The sequence below is a fragment of the Rossellomorea aquimaris genome (assembly GCF_020172085.1).
Lineage (GTDB): Bacteria > Bacillota > Bacilli > Bacillales > Bacillaceae_B > Rossellomorea > Rossellomorea aquimaris_E.
In genome coordinates, this window is record NZ_JAIVAT010000007.1 from 544,690 (window position 1) to 564,981 (window position 20,292).

The 20,292-nt window shown below is 41.3% G+C and carries 23 protein-coding genes; 15 read left to right on the forward strand and 8 right to left on the reverse strand.

What is annotated here, in order from left to right; all coding sequences use genetic code 11:
• Positions 1–278 precede the first annotated feature (278 nt).
• The 3 genes from LCL96_RS15315 to LCL96_RS15325 all read left to right on the forward strand — a co-directional run bounded on the left by LCL96_RS15315 (position 279) and on the right by LCL96_RS15325 (position 3,461).
• Positions 279–1,766 (forward strand): phytoene desaturase family protein, encoded by a 1,488-nt coding sequence (locus tag LCL96_RS15315; RefSeq protein WP_224942405.1) that lies wholly within the window; start codon positions 279–281, stop codon positions 1,764–1,766.
• A gap of 15 nt (positions 1,767–1,781) precedes the next feature.
• Positions 1,782–2,282 (forward strand): glycosyl-4,4'-diaponeurosporenoate acyltransferase, encoded by a 501-nt coding sequence (locus LCL96_RS15320; protein WP_224942406.1) that lies wholly within the window; start codon positions 1,782–1,784, stop codon positions 2,280–2,282.
• A 72-nt stretch (positions 2,283–2,354) separates the two neighbouring features.
• Positions 2,355–3,461 (forward strand): glycosyltransferase, encoded by a 1,107-nt coding sequence (locus LCL96_RS15325; protein WP_224942407.1) that lies wholly within the window; start codon positions 2,355–2,357, stop codon positions 3,459–3,461.
• Positions 3,462–3,667: 206 nt separating this feature from the next.
• Here LCL96_RS15325 and LCL96_RS15330 read toward each other — a convergent pair whose 3' ends face one another.
• Positions 3,668–3,943 carry a hypothetical protein gene (locus LCL96_RS15330; RefSeq protein ID WP_224942408.1) on the reverse strand — a complete coding sequence of 92 codons (276 nt, stop codon included), beginning with the start codon at positions 3,941–3,943 and terminating at the stop codon, positions 3,668–3,670.
• Between the two features lie 239 nt (positions 3,944–4,182).
• On the opposite strand from LCL96_RS15330, the gene LCL96_RS15335 reads away from it, so the two are divergent.
• Together LCL96_RS15335 and LCL96_RS23470 are read left to right on the forward strand one after the other, a co-directional pair.
• Positions 4,183–5,646 (forward strand): hypothetical protein, encoded by a 1,464-nt coding sequence (locus LCL96_RS15335; RefSeq protein ID WP_224942409.1) that lies wholly within the window; start codon positions 4,183–4,185, stop codon positions 5,644–5,646.
• A gap of 308 nt (positions 5,647–5,954) precedes the next feature.
• The gene (locus tag LCL96_RS23470) at positions 5,955–6,086 is read left to right on the forward strand and encodes a hypothetical protein (protein WP_263628193.1); all 132 of its coding nucleotides are present in this window, start codon (positions 5,955–5,957) and stop codon (positions 6,084–6,086) included.
• Between the two features lie 35 nt (positions 6,087–6,121).
• On the opposite strand, the gene LCL96_RS15340 is transcribed toward LCL96_RS23470, so the two are convergent.
• Positions 6,122–6,883: a hypothetical protein gene (locus LCL96_RS15340; protein WP_224942410.1), complete on the reverse strand. Its 762-nt coding sequence runs from the start codon at positions 6,881–6,883 to the stop codon at positions 6,122–6,124.
• 588 nt (positions 6,884–7,471) lie between these two features.
• Between LCL96_RS15340 and LCL96_RS15345 the strand changes: the two genes are divergently transcribed.
• The 3 genes from LCL96_RS15345 (at position 7,472) to LCL96_RS15355 (ending at position 10,169) form a co-directional block, all read left to right on the forward strand.
• A complete protein-coding gene (locus tag LCL96_RS15345; protein ID WP_224942412.1) occupies positions 7,472–7,891 on the forward strand; it encodes a DUF4279 domain-containing protein in 420 nt (139 codons plus the stop codon).
• A 253-nt stretch (positions 7,892–8,144) separates the two neighbouring features.
• Complete coding sequence (locus LCL96_RS15350) at positions 8,145–9,131, forward strand: NADPH:quinone reductase (RefSeq protein WP_224942414.1); 987 nt, start codon at positions 8,145–8,147, stop codon at positions 9,129–9,131.
• Positions 9,132–9,722: 591 nt separating this feature from the next.
• Positions 9,723–10,169, forward strand: coding sequence for a GNAT family N-acetyltransferase (locus LCL96_RS15355; protein WP_224942416.1), 447 nt, complete (start codon positions 9,723–9,725; stop codon positions 10,167–10,169).
• A 74-nt stretch (positions 10,170–10,243) separates the two neighbouring features.
• Here LCL96_RS15355 and LCL96_RS15360 read toward each other — a convergent pair whose 3' ends face one another.
• Entirely contained in the window at positions 10,244–10,789 is a 546-nt protein-coding gene (locus tag LCL96_RS15360; RefSeq protein WP_224942418.1) for a TetR/AcrR family transcriptional regulator, read from the reverse strand.
• A gap of 172 nt (positions 10,790–10,961) precedes the next feature.
• On the opposite strand from LCL96_RS15360, the gene LCL96_RS15365 reads away from it, so the two are divergent.
• From LCL96_RS15365 to LCL96_RS15375, 3 genes are all read left to right on the forward strand, one after another.
• Entirely contained in the window at positions 10,962–11,819 is an 858-nt protein-coding gene (locus LCL96_RS15365) for an aldo/keto reductase (protein WP_224942420.1), read from the forward strand.
• 18 nt (positions 11,820–11,837) lie between these two features.
• On the forward strand, positions 11,838–12,245 hold the full coding sequence (locus tag LCL96_RS15370) for a cupin domain-containing protein (RefSeq protein WP_224942422.1): 408 nt from the start codon (positions 11,838–11,840) through the stop codon (positions 12,243–12,245).
• An 867-nt stretch (positions 12,246–13,112) separates the two neighbouring features.
• Positions 13,113–13,379, forward strand: coding sequence for a hypothetical protein (locus tag LCL96_RS15375; protein WP_224942424.1), 267 nt, complete (start codon positions 13,113–13,115; stop codon positions 13,377–13,379).
• Between the two features lie 83 nt (positions 13,380–13,462).
• Here the strand turns inward: LCL96_RS15375 and LCL96_RS15380 are convergent, their stop codons facing one another.
• From LCL96_RS15380 to LCL96_RS15390, 3 genes are all read right to left on the reverse strand, one after another.
• Positions 13,463–13,618 (reverse strand): PspC domain-containing protein, encoded by a 156-nt coding sequence (locus LCL96_RS15380; RefSeq protein WP_224943480.1) that lies wholly within the window; start codon positions 13,616–13,618, stop codon positions 13,463–13,465.
• A 472-nt stretch (positions 13,619–14,090) separates the two neighbouring features.
• Positions 14,091–14,264, reverse strand: coding sequence for a hypothetical protein (locus LCL96_RS15385; RefSeq protein ID WP_224942426.1), 174 nt, complete (start codon positions 14,262–14,264; stop codon positions 14,091–14,093).
• Positions 14,265–14,295: 31 nt separating this feature from the next.
• Entirely contained in the window at positions 14,296–14,733 is a 438-nt protein-coding gene (locus LCL96_RS15390; protein WP_224942428.1) for a hypothetical protein, read from the reverse strand.
• Positions 14,734–14,918: 185 nt separating this feature from the next.
• Between LCL96_RS15390 and LCL96_RS15395 the strand changes: the two genes are divergently transcribed.
• Positions 14,919–15,614, forward strand: a complete 696-nt coding sequence (locus LCL96_RS15395) for a response regulator transcription factor (protein ID WP_224942430.1) — start codon at positions 14,919–14,921, stop codon at positions 15,612–15,614.
• The gene (locus LCL96_RS15400) at positions 15,604–16,992 is read left to right on the forward strand and encodes a sensor histidine kinase (protein ID WP_224942431.1); all 1,389 of its coding nucleotides are present in this window, start codon (positions 15,604–15,606) and stop codon (positions 16,990–16,992) included. The genes LCL96_RS15395 and LCL96_RS15400 overlap by 11 nt, the downstream gene beginning before the upstream one ends.
• Before the next feature lie 38 nt (positions 16,993–17,030).
• Here LCL96_RS15400 and LCL96_RS15405 read toward each other — a convergent pair whose 3' ends face one another.
• Together LCL96_RS15405 and LCL96_RS15410 are read right to left on the reverse strand one after the other, a co-directional pair.
• Positions 17,031–17,879, reverse strand: coding sequence for an STAS domain-containing protein (locus tag LCL96_RS15405; protein WP_224942433.1), 849 nt, complete (start codon positions 17,877–17,879; stop codon positions 17,031–17,033).
• A 234-nt stretch (positions 17,880–18,113) separates the two neighbouring features.
• Positions 18,114–18,578 carry a GNAT family N-acetyltransferase gene (locus LCL96_RS15410; RefSeq protein WP_224942434.1) on the reverse strand — a complete coding sequence of 155 codons (465 nt, stop codon included), beginning with the start codon at positions 18,576–18,578 and terminating at the stop codon, positions 18,114–18,116.
• A gap of 222 nt (positions 18,579–18,800) precedes the next feature.
• Here LCL96_RS15410 and LCL96_RS15415 point away from each other — a divergent pair, with 222 nt between their 5' ends.
• Together LCL96_RS15415 and LCL96_RS15420 are read left to right on the forward strand one after the other, a co-directional pair.
• On the forward strand, positions 18,801–19,373 hold the full coding sequence (locus LCL96_RS15415) for a LysE family translocator (protein ID WP_224942435.1): 573 nt from the start codon (positions 18,801–18,803) through the stop codon (positions 19,371–19,373).
• A gap of 22 nt (positions 19,374–19,395) precedes the next feature.
• Positions 19,396–20,172: an AraC family transcriptional regulator gene (locus tag LCL96_RS15420; protein WP_224942436.1), complete on the forward strand. Its 777-nt coding sequence runs from the start codon at positions 19,396–19,398 to the stop codon at positions 20,170–20,172.
• Positions 20,173–20,292: the final 120 nt, after the last annotated feature.

A 20,292-nucleotide genomic window follows, 5' to 3' on the forward strand; every position in this document is an offset into this window, starting at 1 on the left:
ATACTAGGTAGTAGAAAGCCTAACGATCCCTCCCTATGCATATCACACTCTCTACGTGCTGCCATACTGAATGAAAAGGAATCCCCTCTACAGCGAACCATGCCCCAAGCCTATTCAACGTTTTTTATTACCGTCAGTTAGGGTATAAGATTAATAAGAAGTATACAGACTTGATGTATCGGCAAAAGCACTGGCACAAGGCCAACAGGATATTGAACGTATATTAGAAAACCATACATATTCCAAACAAGATTTCCGAACAGGAGGAACAATAACCATTGAAAACAAAAACAGTACTGATCATTGGAGGCGGACTCGGCGGGGTTTCAGCTGCCATTACACTCGCACAAGCGGGATACGATGTCTCCTTATATGAAAAAAACGATCATATTGGAGGGAAGTTAAACCGGCTTGAGCAAGACGGCTTTGGGTTTGATCTTGGCCCGTCCATTTTGACGATGCCGCAGATCTTTGAGAAATTGTTTGCGGCGAGCGGTAAATCAATGAAGGATTATGTCCAGATTGAGAGGCTGGATCATCAATGGCGTTCCTTTTTCCCTGATGGAAATGTCATAGACTTGTATGAAGATGTGAGCGATATGCTAGAGAAGAATGCCTCTCTAAGTGAAAAGGACATTCGTGAATATCAACGTCTGCTGGAGCATTCGAAGACACATTACGATATGACGGATAAAACGTTATTTAAAGGTGCGGATACGGCAAAAGGAATCGTCAAGCAGGCGGGACTGTTCAGTGTCTTGAAGAACATTGACCTGATGTCCACGGTGCATAAATCCCTCGATAAGCGGATCAGTCATGAGCAGTTTCGAGATATGCTCTCTTATTTTATTAAGTATGTCGGTTCGTCCCCTTACGATGCGCCGGCTGTGATGAATATGATGATCTACATGCAGCATGATCAGGGGGCATGGTACGTTCCCGGCGGTTTGCACAAGCTCTCGGACGCTCTTGTGAAGCTGGCGGAAGAAGTGGGGGTGACCTTCCACCTTGGACGGCAGATCGTCAAGCTGGACAAGAAGGCTGGCGATATTACCGGAGCGCTATTGGATGACGGAACACGGGTGACGGCCGATCACTATGTGTCCAATATGGAAGTCATACCGGTGTACGAGCGATTACTGAAGGAAGACAGCGATTATATTAAAAAATTAAAAACGAAGTTCGAACCAGCGAGTTCCGGCCTCGTCATGCATCTTGGTGTGAAGAAGAGTTATCCGCAGCTACGCCATCATAATTTCTTTTTCGCCGAAAATATGAAGGCGCAAATGGAATCGATCTTCCATCGTCACGAACTGCCGGACGACCCGGTCATTTATCTTGTCAATGTGAATAAAACCGATTCGACTCAGGCGCCTCCAGGCCATGAAAATATCAAGGTGCTGCCGCATATTCCGTTTATCCGGGATGAGAATCCATATTCGCATGAGGACTATGAACAATTCGCTGAGCGAGTCCTGATCAAGTTGGAGAAGATGGGTCTTGATGGCTTGCGTGAGAACATTGTCACGAAGGATATGTGGACACCGGAAGATATCAGGCGTACGTATGGTTCCGACCGTGGGGCGATTTATGGGACGGTGTCAGACAGTAAGAAGAATAAAGGCTTGAAGTATCCGAAACAGAGTGAACGCTACGACAATCTTTACTTTGTCGGGGGAACGGTGAATCCCGGAGGCGGAATGCCGATGGTTACTCTAAGCGGCCAGCTTGTCGGCGAGAAGATTATGGAGAGGGATTCTGGATGAAAAAGGAGTGATGTCATGATCGTCTCACTGCCTGACCATTGGATCATACTCATTGATGTGCTTGCCTGGACGTTCTTTCATCTCGCCATTTCGGCCGTATGCTTGAAACTGCCGTTGACATGGTTTCTGAAAGACCATTTCTGGTTTCGGACGTTCCCTTTTGAACAGTCCGGAGCATTGTGGCAACGTTTATTCCAGGTGAAAGCGTGGAAGGGATTGATTCTGGACGGCACGATTTTTCTTAAAAAGGGATACAGCAAAAAGGGGCTGCATGGGACGAAGGAGAGGGACTTGAAGATGTTTGCCGCGGAAACGAAACGCGCGGAATTAACCCACTGGCTCTCCATCCTCCCTGCTCCCTTGTTCTTCATTTGGAATCCCGTATGGGCAGGGTGGGCGATGGTTCTGTATGCCCTTGTCTTCAACCTTCCGATTATTGTGGTTCAGCGGTACAATCGTGGGCGTATATCGGCTATTACGTCAGGAGTCGGAAAGAAATCAAGCAGGCTACTGTGAGGAAGTGCAGCTACATAAAGGTTGAACGGGAATTGGCACTTTTGTGCGTTCTAGAGGAAGGAGGTAGATGGCATGACAGCTTCAGAAGTGATCAATCTCATCTTGGGTGTCCTGGGGGTGATCATTGGCATGATCGTGTTTTGGTCCTTGCCGGTTCCAAGATTCACCTCCAAACATACAGCGGGATTGCCGTTTGTGTCCATCATTATCCCTGCCCGAAATGAAGAAGGCAGGATCTCGCCGTTATTGCAGTCGTTGCAGGAGCAGCGATACAAGGGATTTGAGATTCTGTTGGTGGATGATGATTCATCGGATCGTACCGTTGAGGTTGCAGAACGTTACTTTGTCACTGTCCTGCACAATAACGGGGCAGGGAAATCGTCTGCGTGCTGGCGCGGTGCCAAGGAGGCGAAAGGAGAGTGGCTGCTGTTCCTGGATGCCGATACCCGATTCACCAGTGTGGATGGATTGCGGAATCTTCTCCATTACTACCAAGGAAAAGGAGCCAGGGGGATCCTCGCCTTGCAGCCCTATCACACAGTGGAGCGCGTGTATGAGCATCTCTCCATTATCTTTAACATCATCGTCGTGGTGGGGATGAATCTATTTACCGTCTGGGGATCACGGTTCAAAGCCGCAGGCTCGTTCGGTCCATGCATTCTATGCAATCGAGACGATTACTTTTTATCCGGCGGGCATGAAAAGATAGAGGGGGCCATCATGGATGATCTGGCGCTGGGAGAAGCATTTCTGGATCAGAATCTTCCCGTTCGCTGCCTGGGCGGGAGGGGGATCATTTCGTTCCGGATGTATCCTGAAGGGGTGGGAAGCCTGATCGAAGGCTGGTGCAAAAGCTTTGCCGTTGGTTCCAAGTCCACTCATCCCATCGTCATGTTGATGGTCATCCTCTGGATTACCGGAAGTTTAACCAGCGCGTTTTCATTGATCTCTTCGATGATAGAGGGAAGTACTGCCGCTATGATCGTCTATGGAGTATTGTATATCCTCTATAGCGTTCAAACAGCATGGTTTGCCCGCAGGGTCGGGGATTTCAGATGGGGGTATTTCCCTTTTTATCCTTTATTCTTTTTATTCTTTGCGGTGATTTTCTTTTATTCTTTTGTCCGGGTGAATGTGTTTCATTCTGTGAAGTGGAAGGGGCGGAAGATAAAGGTGTGAAGAGGGAAACAGGGGGACAACCAAGGGTTCAGACGCCCGTCATGCTAAAGCTTTAGCATGACGGGCGTCTGAACCCTTTTTTCTGAGGGAGCAGGGGAGAAAGGTCCGTTGGCTGTGGAGGGTTCTAATTTTGAAAACTATAACAAAAAAGTCAATTAGCACCCTCCGTTATTTTTTTATCTTTATAATACTCTTTCATAGATTTTTTAATTGTTTTCTTGGTAAGGAGTTTTTTCTAATGCTTTATCAAATAATGAGATAATGGATGATTTGTTATCTTGATAGTTTTCGTTAACCATATAGATTCTCTCTTCTTCAAAGATTTCTTTAACCATTTCACTTTTTCTTTCTTGATCTAATTTACTCCAGTGTTTTACTAATAAATAGTTATTAGAGATGTCTTCAACGGGTTCTCCACCCAGAAAGCCAAATAGAAGAAATGGGAATGTACAACATAGTAAAATAGCCATTAATTTTTTCAAGTTATCCCTCCATGTATGTATTAAGGTTAACTGTGTTTTTTGGAATGTGTAAAGAGAAGGTAGCGATCGGGTGAGGAGTGCTTAATAAGTAAACATATTTTCCATTTTAATGAAATATCTAGTAAAATAGTATTGTTAATTGTAGAAAATAAATCCTGTAATGTCATTCGCCAATTGATGTTTGTAATTGAATCAATGGAATGAATTGCAGTGGATTTAATATAATCTAGGGGATCAAAATGAAAAAATTCTTTGAAGATAAGACGAAAGAAATGGCTCCAAAAGTAATAGACACTTTTAAAAAGGGTCAGAAAATGCTGGTAAGTTTATTTAATAAAATTGATTTCGACATAACTAGAACCATAAGAATTTTAAGGGAGAAACAAGAAAGACTTAAACAGTTCATAATAAATAGAGAGAATATGGTTAAAGAAATAGAAATAAAAGAAAATGAAGTTAATCGCTTAAGGGAACAAATATATAACTTGAAAAATAGTAGTAATTCTGGGCAACTGGACGTTCTAAGAATGGAATTAAGTAAGAAGTTAGATGATTTAATAGCCAGTCAACAAAAGTATTATGAACTGGAAAGCAAAATTGAGGAAGAACAAAAGAAAGTAAGTCTTCTACTTCAAGATAAGCAAAAGTTAGAACAAGACCGAAATTCTTTGAAATTAAGATATGACAAAGTTAAAACCAAGTTAAATGCAAATAATAAGAAAACAAAAAAACTTGAAGAAGAACTCAAAGGGTTGAAAGTCAAAGAAATTCGTTATGAAGAATTATTAAATCAGAGTACATCAAAGGAAGAACTACAACACTATGAAAAACAGTTAGAAGAACTAAAAAAACACCTTAACATAAAAAATACAGAGTATGAATCAATTATCACTGAAAATAATCAATATAGGCTGGACCAAAAAGAATTAGAACAAAAATTACTAGAAAAAATGTCATCATTAAGTAAGCTAAGTAATGATCTAAACTCTACTAATATGGCTCTTAAGCACATAAAAGAAGAAAAGAATAAGATCAAATCAATACTTCAAACAAAAGAGAAGGACTTGAAATCAGCAAATTTGAAAATCACCAAATTAGAAGTAGAGGTTAAACAATTTAGACAACTTGAAAAGGAATTTGAAAACAAGTATGACATTGCTTTAAAAGAAATGAAAAAAGCAGAAAAGTTACTTGGAGAATTCCAAGAAGATTTTTCAAATGATATGATTTCATACGAAGAAAGACTACAGGAATTACAAAATGAATTAGTGGATAAACAAAATGAACTTTCCATAGTTAAAGCTGAAAAGGGGGAGGCTGAAAACTTATCTCATGAAGAGAAAAAGGTTTTAGAAAGAGAGTTTGAACCGAGATTCAATGCTCTATATAAAAATTGCTGTTTTCACCCTGAGTTTTTGAGTGATTTCTTTCATATTACTCCTTCAGACCGCTTGAAAGTAGAAGCGGCAGTTGTTCAATTGAATTACAACTATGGACAAGCAGTAACAAATATAAGACCAAGTTGTATAAGAGCAAGAAAAAGCAAAATACTGGAGTACCCTTTTGGGACAGACTCTGTAGGAAGGATCTATTTTCATAAAGAAAATAACATTGTACATTTGCATCGTTTAAGTAGGACTAAGAACGGTAGGGGGAAATTGACTCAGGATAATGTGATTGAATGGTTGATGTTGAATAAGTAGTAGATTCTATAAAGAAGACTGTATGATTGTTAGTCATTATTAAATAAATTTGTTTGATAAAAGGTTTTATAAAGAAACTAGGGTAGTTATGGGGATTGGTACAAGTGAAAATATCCATTCTTTCCTTATTTGGAGACTTACAATCCTATTAAATGAATACCTTATATTGGATCTCGGTAGTATGTGCTAGTTTTTATGTCTATTTTACTAATGTAATAAATTAACTATAATGGTAAAATAGTTGAGGGGATCGTTGCATTTTACTAGTCAAATTAATCTTATTACTAATGCAATCGGAGGAGTTTATCTTGATAGAAATAGCTATCTTAATAATAGTATTTGCTTCTACTGGCATAATAGAGCGAACACTAAAATCAATGAAAGATCAAAATGAACAAATTATTAAGTTACTTGAAGAAATAAAAGATAAACAGAAATAATAGTAAAAACCCCGTCATTGGACGGGGTTTTATTATTAGAACCACTTTGCGTAGTAAGTATTCTTCCCTACGTATAAACGTAAAGACTTAGTGTAAGTTGGGCCAAACGGAAGTTTCGAATCGAAATAATTTTTGTACGTAGCATGTGCTACTCCACCGCTAGTTTCAGTTGCCTTGGTGATTTCAAATTGATCAGTAGAAATTGTATATCCGATTCCATCTTTTTTTTCATCATAAATTTTAGTGATTCTGTCATAACCATTATTGTTAATAACGAAATTTGCATAATAAGAGATATCCAATATACCATCATAATATCTAACTTGAGACTTACAGGTACTCGTATAGCTCGTATTTGTGCAATTCACAAGTCTCATGGCTGCGCCAGAAGCAGTACTAGCAGCACTTACTAATGTATTTTGCTTCTCAAGAGTAAGAGCCTCTGTAATATTTTCTGGAGTATCTTCCTTAATAATTTCTAGACTTAATTCTACAACAGAACCATCTTCAAACTCATGTCTTTGAACCGGTTCTTCAGGTGTCACAACCATTGAATCTAATACTTTATCAACTTTTTCAGGGTTTCTGGAGTCAATAGTTTGTCCATCTTCTAACTTACTTACTAATTTATCTGCAGTTTCAGAAGTAATACCTATTTTAACAAAATCCTCTTTTAATTCTTTTTTCTCTTGAACTGTCATTTGTTTTAAATGTGGATTTTCCTTAGCAAAAGTTGCCGATGATCCTAACGAGATAAATAAAACAGCTGCAAAAAATAATGATAATAATTTTTTCAATGTTCTCTCTCCTTTTCTTTAATATGGTAATAATAGCATTATTTTCAAATGGAAAAGTTGTGATATTCCTAGAATTATAAACTTAAAATTTGAAATTATGAGTTTTTAATTCTGTGTAAGTATGAGTATTTCTGATAAAAGCAATGAGTAGTAAAGGATTTTTTAGGCTAATACCTCATCTATTTGTTGAGTATTCTCTCTATAAGGCACACGGTTGAGGGCATTTCTATTTATTTATGCTATTCCATTAAACATCTCTTCTTCATTATCAAAAACACTATTTAACATATTTTCCTCCTAATCTCTAAAGGACAACTAGAATAAGAGTGTCTACCAGCTATATAAAGGTGAAAGAACATATTTATGGTTCATTTAAGGATTATTTAAGGTTGGTTTAACTTACGGCCATTATAATAATAAAGTTCTGTATAACAATTGATCGAAGGTTAAGTGGGTGAGGACAATAGGGTTCCTATTTTACTGTGTGATTGCATGGTTAGTATCTGCATGTGATTCTTTTTGAAGGGAAAGGTTCTAGCATCAAGCTGGGGATGACTTCATTAAGTAATGCAGAAAGGGGTAAGATAAATGAATACGGAAATTAATGTAGAATTTTGCCTATATGGTGATGAATTAAATCCAGATGATATTACAGAGTCTCTTGAGTTGGTACCTTCTTTACGTTATAAAAAAGGTGATCTCATTAAAGAAAAGGGAACGCTGACAAGAGTAGAGGGATGCTGGGAGATTGAAACAGGATATGCCCCATCACTCGACATCAATGATGCTTTGGTTAAAATGAAGGACATCCTTCATGATAAGAAAGAAAAAATCATTGAGATTAAAAGAGCTGGTAAGCTTGGATGTAGATGGACCATTGTCATTAAGGTTTATGAAGACGATGTTCCTGGCATGCATTTTTCTTCGTCTATGCTATCATTTATCGTGAACGATTTAGAGGCGGAAATGGATATTTGTCAATATGTCATAAGAGAAGAAAGTCATTAAATAAGTAGCTTAACGCTAAACTCAGTCTTGGGGATGCCCCTAGGCTTTTTTTATTATCTTAAGGTGGTAGAGTGAGCCATAGGGACAGGTCCCTTGGCTCAGGTATGGATGGTGAAAAAGGTTTCTTCGTTTCGGCAAAGGGAATTGAGAAGTAAAAGGAAGATCAAGGTCCGTCCCTATACTTCTGAAAACGTATATAACAACCCTAGTAGTGGTGAAGATAAAAGAATAGTTAAGAAGGAGGATATTATCTATGAAAGCAGCGTGGTTTACTCAATTTGGTCCAGCATCAGAGGTTCTTCAAGTAGGGGTGGTAGAAACTCCTGTCCCATCACATGGAGAAGTTCTGATTCGTATACACACATCAGGTGTTAACCCTTCTGATACGAAGAAGCGCCTTGCATCATTCCCGGATTTACTTGATCATGGTGCTGTCATCCCCAATAGTGATGGCGCAGGAATTATAGAAGCGGTAGGGGCGGGTGTCCCTCATTCCCGTATAGGTGAACGGGTTTGGGTGTACCAGGCTCAATATGGACGACTTCATGGCACTGCCGCAGAGTATGTAGCTATTGAAAGTAATCGTGCCGTTCCTCTTCCGGAAAACACAAGCTTTGCGGAAGGGGCTTGTTTAGGGATTCCAGTCATGACTGCGCATCGCAGTGTCTTCTCTGATGGGCCGGTTGAAGGGCAATGGTTGTTGATCACAGGAGGTGCCGGTCGGGTTGGTCACTATGCGATTCAATGGGCTAAAGAGGCAGGTGCAAAGGTGATTGCGACAGCGAGTAACGAGATAGCTCGTGAGCATTGTTTGGATGCAGGAGCGGATTATGTAGTCAATCATCGAAGTGACGGAATGGTCGATGAGGTGCTCAAGATTACCGGCGGAGTCAAGGTGGATCGAGTGATCGATGTTGAATTTGGAGCTAATTTACCGAGAGTATTGCAGTTGATCCGGATTGGGGGAGTGATTGCGACGTACTCCTCTACGGTTATACCCGAACCAACATTGCCTTTTAAAGAAATGATGTTTATGGATTTAACACTTCGCTTAATTATTGTGTATGCTATGCCGGAAAGTGCAAAACAGGCGGCTATCAAGGATATTACAACTGCTCTCGAGAAAAATCGTCTGCAGCATCGTATTGCCGAAACGTATACGCTGGATCGGATTGCGGAGGCCAATCAGAAGATAGAGGATGGAGATTCTTATGGGTGTGTGGTTGTTGAAGTGGAGTGATAGGGAAGAACAGAAAACACCGTTCCTGGCTAGAGGAGCGGTGTTTGTCAGATAAGTATGAGTTCAAGAATGTTAAGATAATGCTTTGATCAAATCAATAACTAGTGGAAGTGCTTTAGCAGCAAAATTCAGAACAGCTAAGAAAATATCCATTATTTTACCCCCTTTCCATTATTTAATAATGTCATAATAGCACGAATTGTGTCGAAAATAACTAAATATTTTTAATTATTAAATAATTGATGAGAAAGTCCTGTTTCTTTTATAGGTAACATGTCCTCTTTAACATGAGAAAAGGAGGAGGAGGATTATTTGGAATGAAGATCTTAAATATTTTTTGGAGCGTTTACGTACTTTTTAAAAAACTTCATGATTTCCTTCGATGGTCCACATAGTTATTATAGCAGTGCAGGACTTATACCTACCTTAAAAGAACCATAAATTTTAAAGGGAAAGGTGCCTGATCAATTAATGATCAGGCACCGTTTTATTGTTTCGTTCCAGGATGTAAATCGTTCTCGGTTAACCCCCGCAAACTGCTATAATAAGCCCAGTGACTTTCGAAACTATACAGAAGAGGTGTCCTATGTCATGAGCTGGAAGGTGAAAAGCTTTAATGAACTATCAACCCACGAGCTATACGAAATGTTACAAGTAAGGACCGGGGTCTTTGTAGTGGAACAGGAATGTCCCTACTTGGAAGTCGACGGGAAAGATCTGCACGCCCATCATCTTTATAAAAAAGAAAATGGTGAGGTGGTTGCCTATGCCAGACTCTTGCCTGCAGGCGTTTCATACAAAGAACCGTCCATTGGAAGAGTCCTCGTGAAGGAAGCCTATCGTGGGAGAGGGTTCGCAAGCGAGTTAGTGAAAAGAGGATTGGCTTTCATTCATGATGAGTGGGGGGAACAAACAGTGAAGATCCAGGCTCAGGAGTATTTAAGGGAGTTCTATGGGTCGTTTGGATTCAGGGCAGTAACGGAAACCTATTTGGATGATGGAATTCCTCATATTGATATGATTTTGCATAATCCATAAAGCCACGGGGACAGGTACCGTGGCTTTTTTCTTGATTCTGAATAAAAAGCCGAGGTATCTGTCCCCTCGGCTCTTCATAAATTCCGATCCAACAAACTCCCCATCTGCCTCGCCACAACCACTGCAGGTTCAGAGAGTCCCCCGGTAATCCACGCCTCGACAATTTCAACGATAGCGGCTCCAAAAAATTTGAGCACAAGTTCTTGGCTCAAACCTTGATTGATTCCTTCGGTGGTATCGACGTCCACCTCCAGTTCCTCAATGACAAAAGCGAGGAAGCTCGTACGGAATGTGGGTGCGCCTTTGCTCGATAGGATGGTCGTGAAAAAGGCCTCGTTCTGCTGGAAATAATCGAACCAGATCAAGTTGCCTTCCTCGAAGCTCAGATCGGCCGCTTCCCGGCATAGTTTCCGGAGCTCGTGGATGTGCTCTTCGATGAGGCGATCCAGAATATCGAATTTGTCGAGGTAGTGGTCGTAGATGGTTCTGCGGCCGACGTTGGCCCGGTCGGAGATGTCCTGGATGGTGATATGGTCAAAGCCTTTCTCCGACATCAATTGTATGAATGCCTGCTTGATGGCTTCTTGTGTTTTTTGTACCCTGCGGTCAATCTTGGTCATGGATCGATGACTCCTTTAATGATTTCGTACAATATGGTCTCCTTTGTGCGGAAACGCACAGATCAAGGTGTTTTGATCATTGAAGATCTCTTTATGTCGTTTTATATTATACACAGATGTGCGGTATCGTATCAATATACGATTTCGTATTTTAAAGAAGGGAGACGATTACATGTTTAACGAAAAAAGCAGATTATCAAACGGAGTCGAAATCCCCATGCTTGGTCTTGGGACTTGGCTCTTGAATGACGAACAAACATCCAAGGCGGTTCAGGAGGCAATCTCCATCGGGTATCGCCACATCGATACGGCCCAGGCGTATGAAAACGAAGCAGGCGTCGGAGAAGGAATCCGCTTGAGTGGCGTGGCGAGAGAAGAGATCTTCGTCACATCAAAGGTAGCCGGAGAGGCGAAGACGTATGAAGCAGTCGCAGAATCCATCGATGCATCATTAGAAAAGCTCGGGATGGACTATATCGATCTGATGATCGTTCATAGCCCGCAGCCGTGGGTGGAGTTCCGTGAAGAGAATCGATATTTTGAAGAAAACAAGAACGTTTGGAGAGCGCTGGAGGATGCGTATGAAGCCGGGAAGGTGAAGGCGATTGGTTTGTCCAACTTCCTTCAGGATGATGTTGAGAACATCATTGAGCATTCGAAGGTTAAGCCGATGGTCAATCAGATCCTGGCCCACGTAAGCCATACACCGACGGAGCTCATCGAATTCTGTCAGCAGAATGACATCCTCGTGGAAGCTTATTCTCCGATTGGCCATGGAGCAGTCCTCGATCACGAAGAAGTAAAGGCAATCGCAGATCAATACGGGGTGAGTGTGGCCCAGCTTTGCCTGCGCTATGACATCCAGCTTGGACTTGTGGTCATTCCGAAGACGGCAAATCCGGATCACATGAAGAATAACGCCGAGCTTGATTTCGTCATCAGCGATCGCGACATGGAAGCATTGAAGCAGGTGGAAAGTCTTGAAAGTTACGGGGAGCATGATTTCTTCCCGGTCTTTAGCAAAAAATAATAGGAGGGGGATTTCCTTATGGCAAAACATGAAGAGTTGCAAGAAGGGGGCTTGTTCCCTGTTGGAGAGAAGAATGAAGCCTTTGCGCAGTATTTTATTGGGCAGAGTTATTTGAATGGCTTGGTGTTTGATCCCAATGTGAGTGTCGGGATCGGCAACGTCACGTTCGAACCTGGGTGCCGAAACAATTGGCACGTTCATCGCGATGGCTATCAGGTGCTGCTGGTCACTGGGGGAGAAGGCTGGTACCAGGAAGAAGGGAAAGAAGCTCAGTTCTTGAAAGCCGGCGATGTCATTGTCACCCATGACGGGGTCAAGCACTGGCATGGGGCGACGAAGGACAGCTGGTTCTCGCATGTGGCCATCACGGCCGGAACGCCTGAGTGGCTGGAGTCGGTTTCTGATGACTGGTATGAGGCTCTTTAAATGATGAAGCGAGCTTGTCTTGATGAGGGATGAGCTCGTTTTAATTGTTTGTGGGAGCATGGGGACGGTTCTGCTGCTTCCCTTCTAGAATAGAATTCGTCCCTTGTTTCGCAATAAATGAATCGCTGGAACAAAAGAAAAAGGATGATTGGCTAAGATTTGAATCACTCTTTTCTTTTATGAATGTAGTTCGCAATTTGTTCTGTACAATAAAATATGATTAATCCTGCAGATAAAATAAGAGAACTGCTTATTAACGGTTTATGATGAACCATTTCAAAGAGAGAATTAATAAAAAGGGAAACTCCCCAAAATATAAATGTACTCTGAAATGCAGTATTAACACTATTCATATTCATATTTTCGTCTTTTTTAAAAAACAACACGTCTTCCTCCAAGTTCATATATTTCCATGACCATTTACTTAATAATTGTACAGCACATTCCTCATTCCACCCTTAAAGCAACCTTAAAATTACTGCTGTTCTGTCTTGACGGAAAATAAGCACGAGAACCGTCCCTGTGCTTTTTGAAACTTAAATAAAATTAATGTTCTAATATTCAGCGGAATCCTCTGGTTTTGTATGGTAATTTATTATTTGAACTGAATCACCTGATCTACAGAAAAGAGGAAAGAGATGCCGATACTTTTAATCGTCCTATTTCTATTCATCGTTTGTTTCACCATTAGTTCATCCTTAAATATCCTTTTGAAGCTGACAGATAAAGAACATTGGGCACTTTCGTTTTTCATTAGTCTCTTTTTTTCGTTGAGTATTACGTCTTTTATTTTTGCTATTTAATAGATTTTTAGTTCTTGCAGTGGACCCTGAGAGTGGGAAGGAAAATGAAGGAGAAATTAATATTATGAATAAACAACTGATTGGTTCTATGTTTTTCCTTATGACTACGATTCTTTATAGTACCAAATACATTGCGGCTGCTATAGCCGGCGCAGATAGTGGTACATGGAGTGAAGAAGATTTTTCCTTTTATGTATCTTTCACGCCAGATATTTTTAATGTATTGATGTACCTTACAATGGGAGTTGGTGTTATATATATTGTTTGGGGTTTTTTGATTATGAAAAAGAAACACATTGACCCATCCGGTGAAAACGGAGATGAAGGTTGAATTTCGCTTATATGGTGATGAGGTGAGTCTGGAGGATAGTAGGATTCCCTATTCAGCAATCCCTATTATCATGGAATAAGTTATTACAATGACCGGGGGCTGTCTCGCATTGTATTGGCAAGAATGATGTATATAAGTACATTAGCAGGTAAAATGAGAAATATTAACCTTACGCCAAAAGAAGAAATATCGAAAAATTCCGCTATACCTCCGCAAACCCCACTTATTGGTTTTTCAATTCGTTTCGCCTTCCTTCACACATATATTTAGACGGCATTCCATTGTTTCGATTAATCTACTAACCTGCTCAAAATGAACGGATTGTTGATTAAATTATTTCAGATTTACCATTATTAAACAATGTGTTTTGCTGTTATTTTTGCAATTTGACAGACTGGAAGTGTAAGAAATCCATTACGAACAGAAGGGTGATTATGATGGAAAAACAAAAAGAAAACCTAACCTTCCTCGGATACTTTCTCATATTCCCACTCCTTCTAATCACGAGCCTTTTATTATGGAGATTTGTCATACAAGGAAATGGCCTATGGTCCGTGTTAACAGACGCCTTGTCGATTATAGGAATCTATTATATCCTCACAAGTGTGATTTTTCGTTTTCTTATAAGGAAACGAGTGAGGATTGAAAGATAATAGGAAATGAGAAAGGACCTCCTAACATTGGGAGGTCCTTTCTCATTTCCAATCTCACCTACGAAGCACGAGAACCGTCCCTGTGCTTCCAAAATAAATATGCATCCACAAATCCAATGATTGCAACAAAAGAGTAACCAAGTGTATTCTCCCAATCATTGCTTTTCGTTGCAATATAAGCAAAAAGTAAGCCAACCGTTACTAGAATGGAACAAATAATTTTAATCCTCATACTGACACTCCCATAATAAATCTCACCGCATCTATCGTCTATCAAAAAAGTCTTTCGCTAGCTTATCATTAGGATCTAACATCAGGATCTCTTTTGCCGTCTCATACGCTTCCTCTTCGTCTACCACTTGATCTGGTATCATATGCAGAAATAAGAGATTGGAAAGGTAGCCAACCTCCAGTCGATTGGTCAATTCCACACAACGCCTAGCATGATAGAGGGCGGCATAATAGGCACCATCCAGGTAGCTTAGTGGATTTACCATCAATCGAAAAGCCATTTCATGTAACTGTACGGTCTCATTTTCAACTAGTAAACTCATGATGAAGGAATAGTTCGCTATGCTTGAATCCTGGAAGGCAATATCCATTAGTTCTTCATCAAGCTCTGAATAAGAAAGTTCTTTTGTCTTTATTTTGGCTTGTTCAAAATGTCCTTTTAATATGTAGTCATTCAGTTCTTTGGTCATGATTCTTTACCCACCCGTTATAACGATTTTATTGGAATTGGTCAGTCTGACCTTTAACTCATTCATTGTACACAATTTATGTAACGCCAACCTTAAGGCAACCTTAAATTAACGATAAATCTCAAAAATCGTCGCACCTTTCATGGTAAAATAGGATTAGAATTTAGAAGACTGGGAGTAAGCGTATGTCAGAGTTAATATATATTGCAGAAGATGATGTGGAAATTAACGAATTGATCACCCTCCATTTGCGGAATGAGGGGTATCGGGTAGAGCAGGCTTATGATGGAGAAGACGTGCTGATGAAATGCAGGGAAGAGCGCCCGAGTCTTCTTATCCTGGACTTGATGATGCCGAAGATGGACGGGTTTCAGGTGATTAAAGAAGTACGAAAAAGGTGGAAGGTACCGATCATGCTGCTGACAGCGAGGGCAGATGATGCGGATAAGGTCCTTGGGTTTGGACTGGGGGCCGATGATTATGTGGTGAAACCTTTCAGTATGGTGGAACTGGTATCTAGAGTGAATGCCCAGATCCGGCGCTATACGGATTACAGTGTGTCGGAACAAGAAGGAATCATTCGAAACGGAGCCCTCGAATATGATCCCACCAATCAAACGGTGACGAAGGACGGGGAGCGGCTCTTACTCACACCGAAGGAGACCAAGCTGCTATCGATTTTTATGAAAAATGTCAACCGGTTGTATACCAAGGCGCAGCTTTATGAGCTCGTGTGGAACACCGACTATATCGGTGACAGCAATACGATCATGGTCCATATCAGCCGGATCAGGGAGCAGGTCGAATCCGATCCTAAATCACCTGTATATATCACGACGGTAAAAGGTCTAGGGTACCGGATGGAGGACCATGAAGACTAATCCGATTCTCCTTAAGAAGTCCGTATCCATTAGCAGACAGTTCTTTATCAACTATGCCTTATTGTTCATCATCCTGCTCGGAGTAGGGACGATCACCCTCTTGGCGAACTACGTGTACGTGGAGACCGTCTATGAGGACCTGGATCAGGATTTCCTGGAAGGGATGTACAAAGACGCGAAAAAATCTGGGTTAAAAGCAGCCTTCAAGGAAAATGAGCTGCCGGATTATGCGTATCTTGAAATCGTCAGTACCGATTATAAAGTAATCGACCAATTCAACAGTCCCCACAAGGTAGGGTTTAGCTATGGGTTGAATGCATTTCTTAAGCATACTGACACGTACGATACCGATTTATTTATACCTGAAAAAGGGGAAGAGTATCTATTGCTCTATTTTCCCGCAGATGATTTTATCCAATTAGACGATGTGTTCTTCTTCACGATCCTCTTCTTCATGGTGTGCCTGATGGCCATCCTGTATTGGTATGTGAAGAGAACCTCTGTCCAGCTCATTCAGCCGATTCAAAAGCTCCTAAAGGGGATCGACTCGATTTCATCAGGGAATTATGGAGAGAAAATCGTGTTCGAGGCGAATCAGGAATTGAATGAGCTCAGAAGCAAGGTGAACCAAATGGCACAGACGATTGGCACGGAAATCGCCTTGAAGGAAAGGTCCGAACAGTTGAGGAAGCAGCTCATTCTGGACATTTCCCATGATCTGAAAACGCCACTGACCAATATACAAGGCTACGCTGAAACGTTAAATAGCTTCAAGCATCTAAGTCAAGCAAATCAGCAGAAATATACAGACATTATTGTATCAAACAGCAAGAGAGCCAACCGGCTCATTCATGACCTGTTCGACCTGTCTCATCTGGATATGGAGCATGACGCCGTTTCTCCTGAAGTGCAAGATATGGCCGAATGGCTCCGAACTCTGCTGTCTTCGTTTGTGGAAGAGTTCGAGGAAAAAGGGTTGGAGTATGAATTGGATATCACCGAATCTCCTTTGATGGTGAGGTTTGATCCTTTAAAGCTTGAGAGGGCGATTACGAACATTCTTCAAAACGGGATGGCGTACAGTGATGGCTACCTGTTCATTTCACTACAGCCGAAACAGGATCAGGCCGTGATGATCATTGAAGATCGGGGAAGTGGAATCCCCGTTGACTACCAGGAAAAGATATTCGAACCATTCGTGCGGATGGATGAATCCCGAAATGGTGAGACCGGAGGAACGGGACTCGGGCTCGCGATTGCCAAGAAAATCATCGAGCAAAATGGTGGATCGATTGAGTTGGATGAGTGGTATGATGCCGGTTGCCGGTTTGTGGTGACGTTTGGGAAGCATGGGGACGGTTCTCCTGCTTCGCGTTGAGAATAAAGGAAGCACAGGAAACGTTCCTGTGCTTCTTTTTATATGGAGCCGAGGGACCTGTCCCCTTGGCTTAGAAATTTCTCCAGGGCGATATGGAGACTGGAGGTGACGGGAATTCTTGAACTATTGATTCCGAGATGGGTCATAGTCTGGGCGATTTCGGGTCTGATTCCGGATAGGATGGTTTTGATTCCGATCAGGGATAAGGCATCCACAACCTTGAAGATGCGGTCGGCTACCATCGTATCAATAATCGGAACACCGGATAGGTCAATCACCATGTACTCTACTGATAATGCGCTCCCTTTAGAGAGGGCTTTATCCATCAGTTCTTGAGCTCTTTCGGTGTCAATGTCCCCGATCAACGGGAGGATACCGACTACATCGGTTATTTTAATCACCGGGATCGATAGTTCTAATGCTGTCGCTTCGGCAGCATTGATCCGTGTATAAAATCTTCTTGTATACGACATGCTCAGCCAGTGGACGGCCCTGTCCACCACGGCATCAAAATCTGAAATCATGTCATAAAATTGATCAATGGACAAATGGAGATTAGACGCTTCTTCTTTAATAATATTCCCGATTAAATTTCGGTAATCTCTCACCTCGTCCAGAGCAATCTCCAATGGAAGATTGAAATTAACAAGTGTATCGACGGCTTCCGATCCCCACTCTTGTAAATGTTCGAAGGCCGGGTCTAAGCCACTTTCAATCGATTTCGCATAAATCTCAATAATATCCTCACGCCAACTATGAAGCCTCGATTCTATGTTATTAAGTTGGCTAACTCTCAAGTTGTCTTTTTGAACGATAAGTTCTTGCTTTTGACTCATTACTTTATCACAGATGGCTTTTTTGTATTTTAATTTCACTTGATCGATCATGTACTCAAGATCTCTCCTTTTACTGTGGTTTCCAATTATATTTTAACATAAAGAAGAGTGAGGGATAGAGAGGGAAAGGTTGGGCTGAGTCAGGGGTGAGCCAAGGGGACAGGTACAGGGGCTTTTATGTCGATATGGAAAAGGTACCCAGGTGCTGATCGAGCTCGAGGGGACTCTAGTAAAATAGGGGGAACAATGGGCAATGGCAGTCAAAAACCATTGCCCATCGTTTCATCAAGATGACACGATGTTCTTTTTTCTCATCCATATCCATCTACTATTAAAAGACGATCGTAGACTGGGTTCTTCCACAAATCCCACTCCCTTATAGCATTGAATCGCCTGTTTATTTAGGGGTTCTATTCTCATATACACCCATTCATATGGATAGTCCTTACACTTTTCAAGAAGTGCTTTTATTAATTGTTTGCCTAAGCCTTTATTTCGTAAAGAAGGTTCAACCACCAAGTGGGCAAGCTCAAGATCTTCTTCTTCCTCATCCACCCATATCTCGCCATAAGCAACGCTTTTTGAGTCTTCCTCTAACATATATCCGAATTGATCAGGTTCTTCATACCAGCTATGGAACATATCGGATGAATAGGGTTGCCTTCCGGTGACAAGCAGGCAGTCCTCCGGATTGTTTAACCATTCTTTAAGGACAGGTTCATCTTCTGGTGTTGCCTTTCGAATGTTCATGATATCTACTCCTACTATTTAAATAGTAAAATGATTTCTTCCAAACTAATTATATAACGACATAGGGTCGACGAGACTACCCATATTTTTGGGGGAATGGCGATTCTATTCTATGCCATGAGGTAAAAGGAAGCAAACGTTTCCTGCAATAATATACTATAAGCCATCGAACGGATTGTTGTACTATGACATCAGAATACATTTCTGAAAGGGGTTATCCTCATGAATATAGCATCTTTCCTACTCTATTGTATGATTGTGACATTTACACCCGGGCCCACCAATATCGTCATATTGTCCACCGTACATCGATTTGGAGCTAAAAAGGCCATGCACTATACGTATGGAGCTACCATCGCCTTCGGTCTATTGCTCGTCATTTCTGCTGTGTTAAACTCTTTACTAATAGAGGTCATACCCAAACTATTAATCGTTATGCAGATGATCGGAAGTATCTATATGTTCTATCTTGCGTATCAACTATACAAAGCCGACAGTTCAAAAACGGTAGCGCAAACGGGAACTTTTATATCAGGATTCCTCATGCAATTTTTAAACCCTAAGGTCGTATTATTCACCATGACGGTCATTCCCAGCTTTATTTTGCCTCACTACACGGCTATGCCTGCAGTGAGCATGGGGGTATTTGCCATCACGTGTATTGGGTTTGCCGCATTTATCACATGGGTCTTATTCGGTACCATCTTTAAGACGTTTTTACAGCATCATAGTAAGGTCGTGAATGTCCTGATGGCATTGTTTTTAGCTTATTCTGGCGTCATGATCTGGTTGTAAAGTGAACGGAGGGGCGGATGGAATGGAGTCATTCATTTATAAAAAATCGGCCGGTGTGACGGCATTATCAGCCAGCTTTACGGATTTCTCATATAAAAACCATGCTCATCAAGAGTATGCGATTGGGGTTACGCTGCGGGGGATACAGCAGTATAAACTGAATGGAAGTGTACAATTGTCCCATCAAAGCGGGGTGATGCTCTTCAATCCGGAACAGACACATGATGGAAGGGCGCATGATGCGAGGGGACTTGATTACATCATGCTCTACATCGATCCTGAGCTACTTCTGGAAGTCAGTGAGAAGAAAGAACCTGTCCTTTTTACAACTCCGATTGTGTATGACCACAGGCTTGAACAGAGAGTCGTAAACCTCGCTCAAGCCATATTAAGAGAAAAGGACGAAGCATACTGTAGTGAATTACTGCTATCCCTCACAGACAGTCTCGTTCCAACCAGTCTTACTACAGAGTATAAGAAAGATAACGCATTTATTCGAAAAGCGAAAGGGATGCTTCACACTAACGTAGAAGGGGTCCTCTCACTTAACGAAGTATGCAAAGAGCTGGGGCTATCAAACTATCAGTTTATCCGAGCCTTTAAAGCCCACACCGGAATCTCACCCTATCAATACTATCTGACCTGCAAGGTAGAACGTGCGAAGCAGATCATAGAAAAGAATCGTGACATTTATACAGCCGTCGCTGAATGTGGTTTTGTTGATCTTACTCACTTAAACAAACATTTTAAAAGCATCTATGGAATCACTGCATTTGACTATATGTCGCAGATTAATTGAGGAAGCAAGGGGACGGTTCTGCTGCTTCGTGGTTCCTAAATAAAATAATATAGACAGTTTTTTATGCACTTGATAAAATGAAAATATTCTAACAAATGGAAAAGTAAATTCGATTTAAGG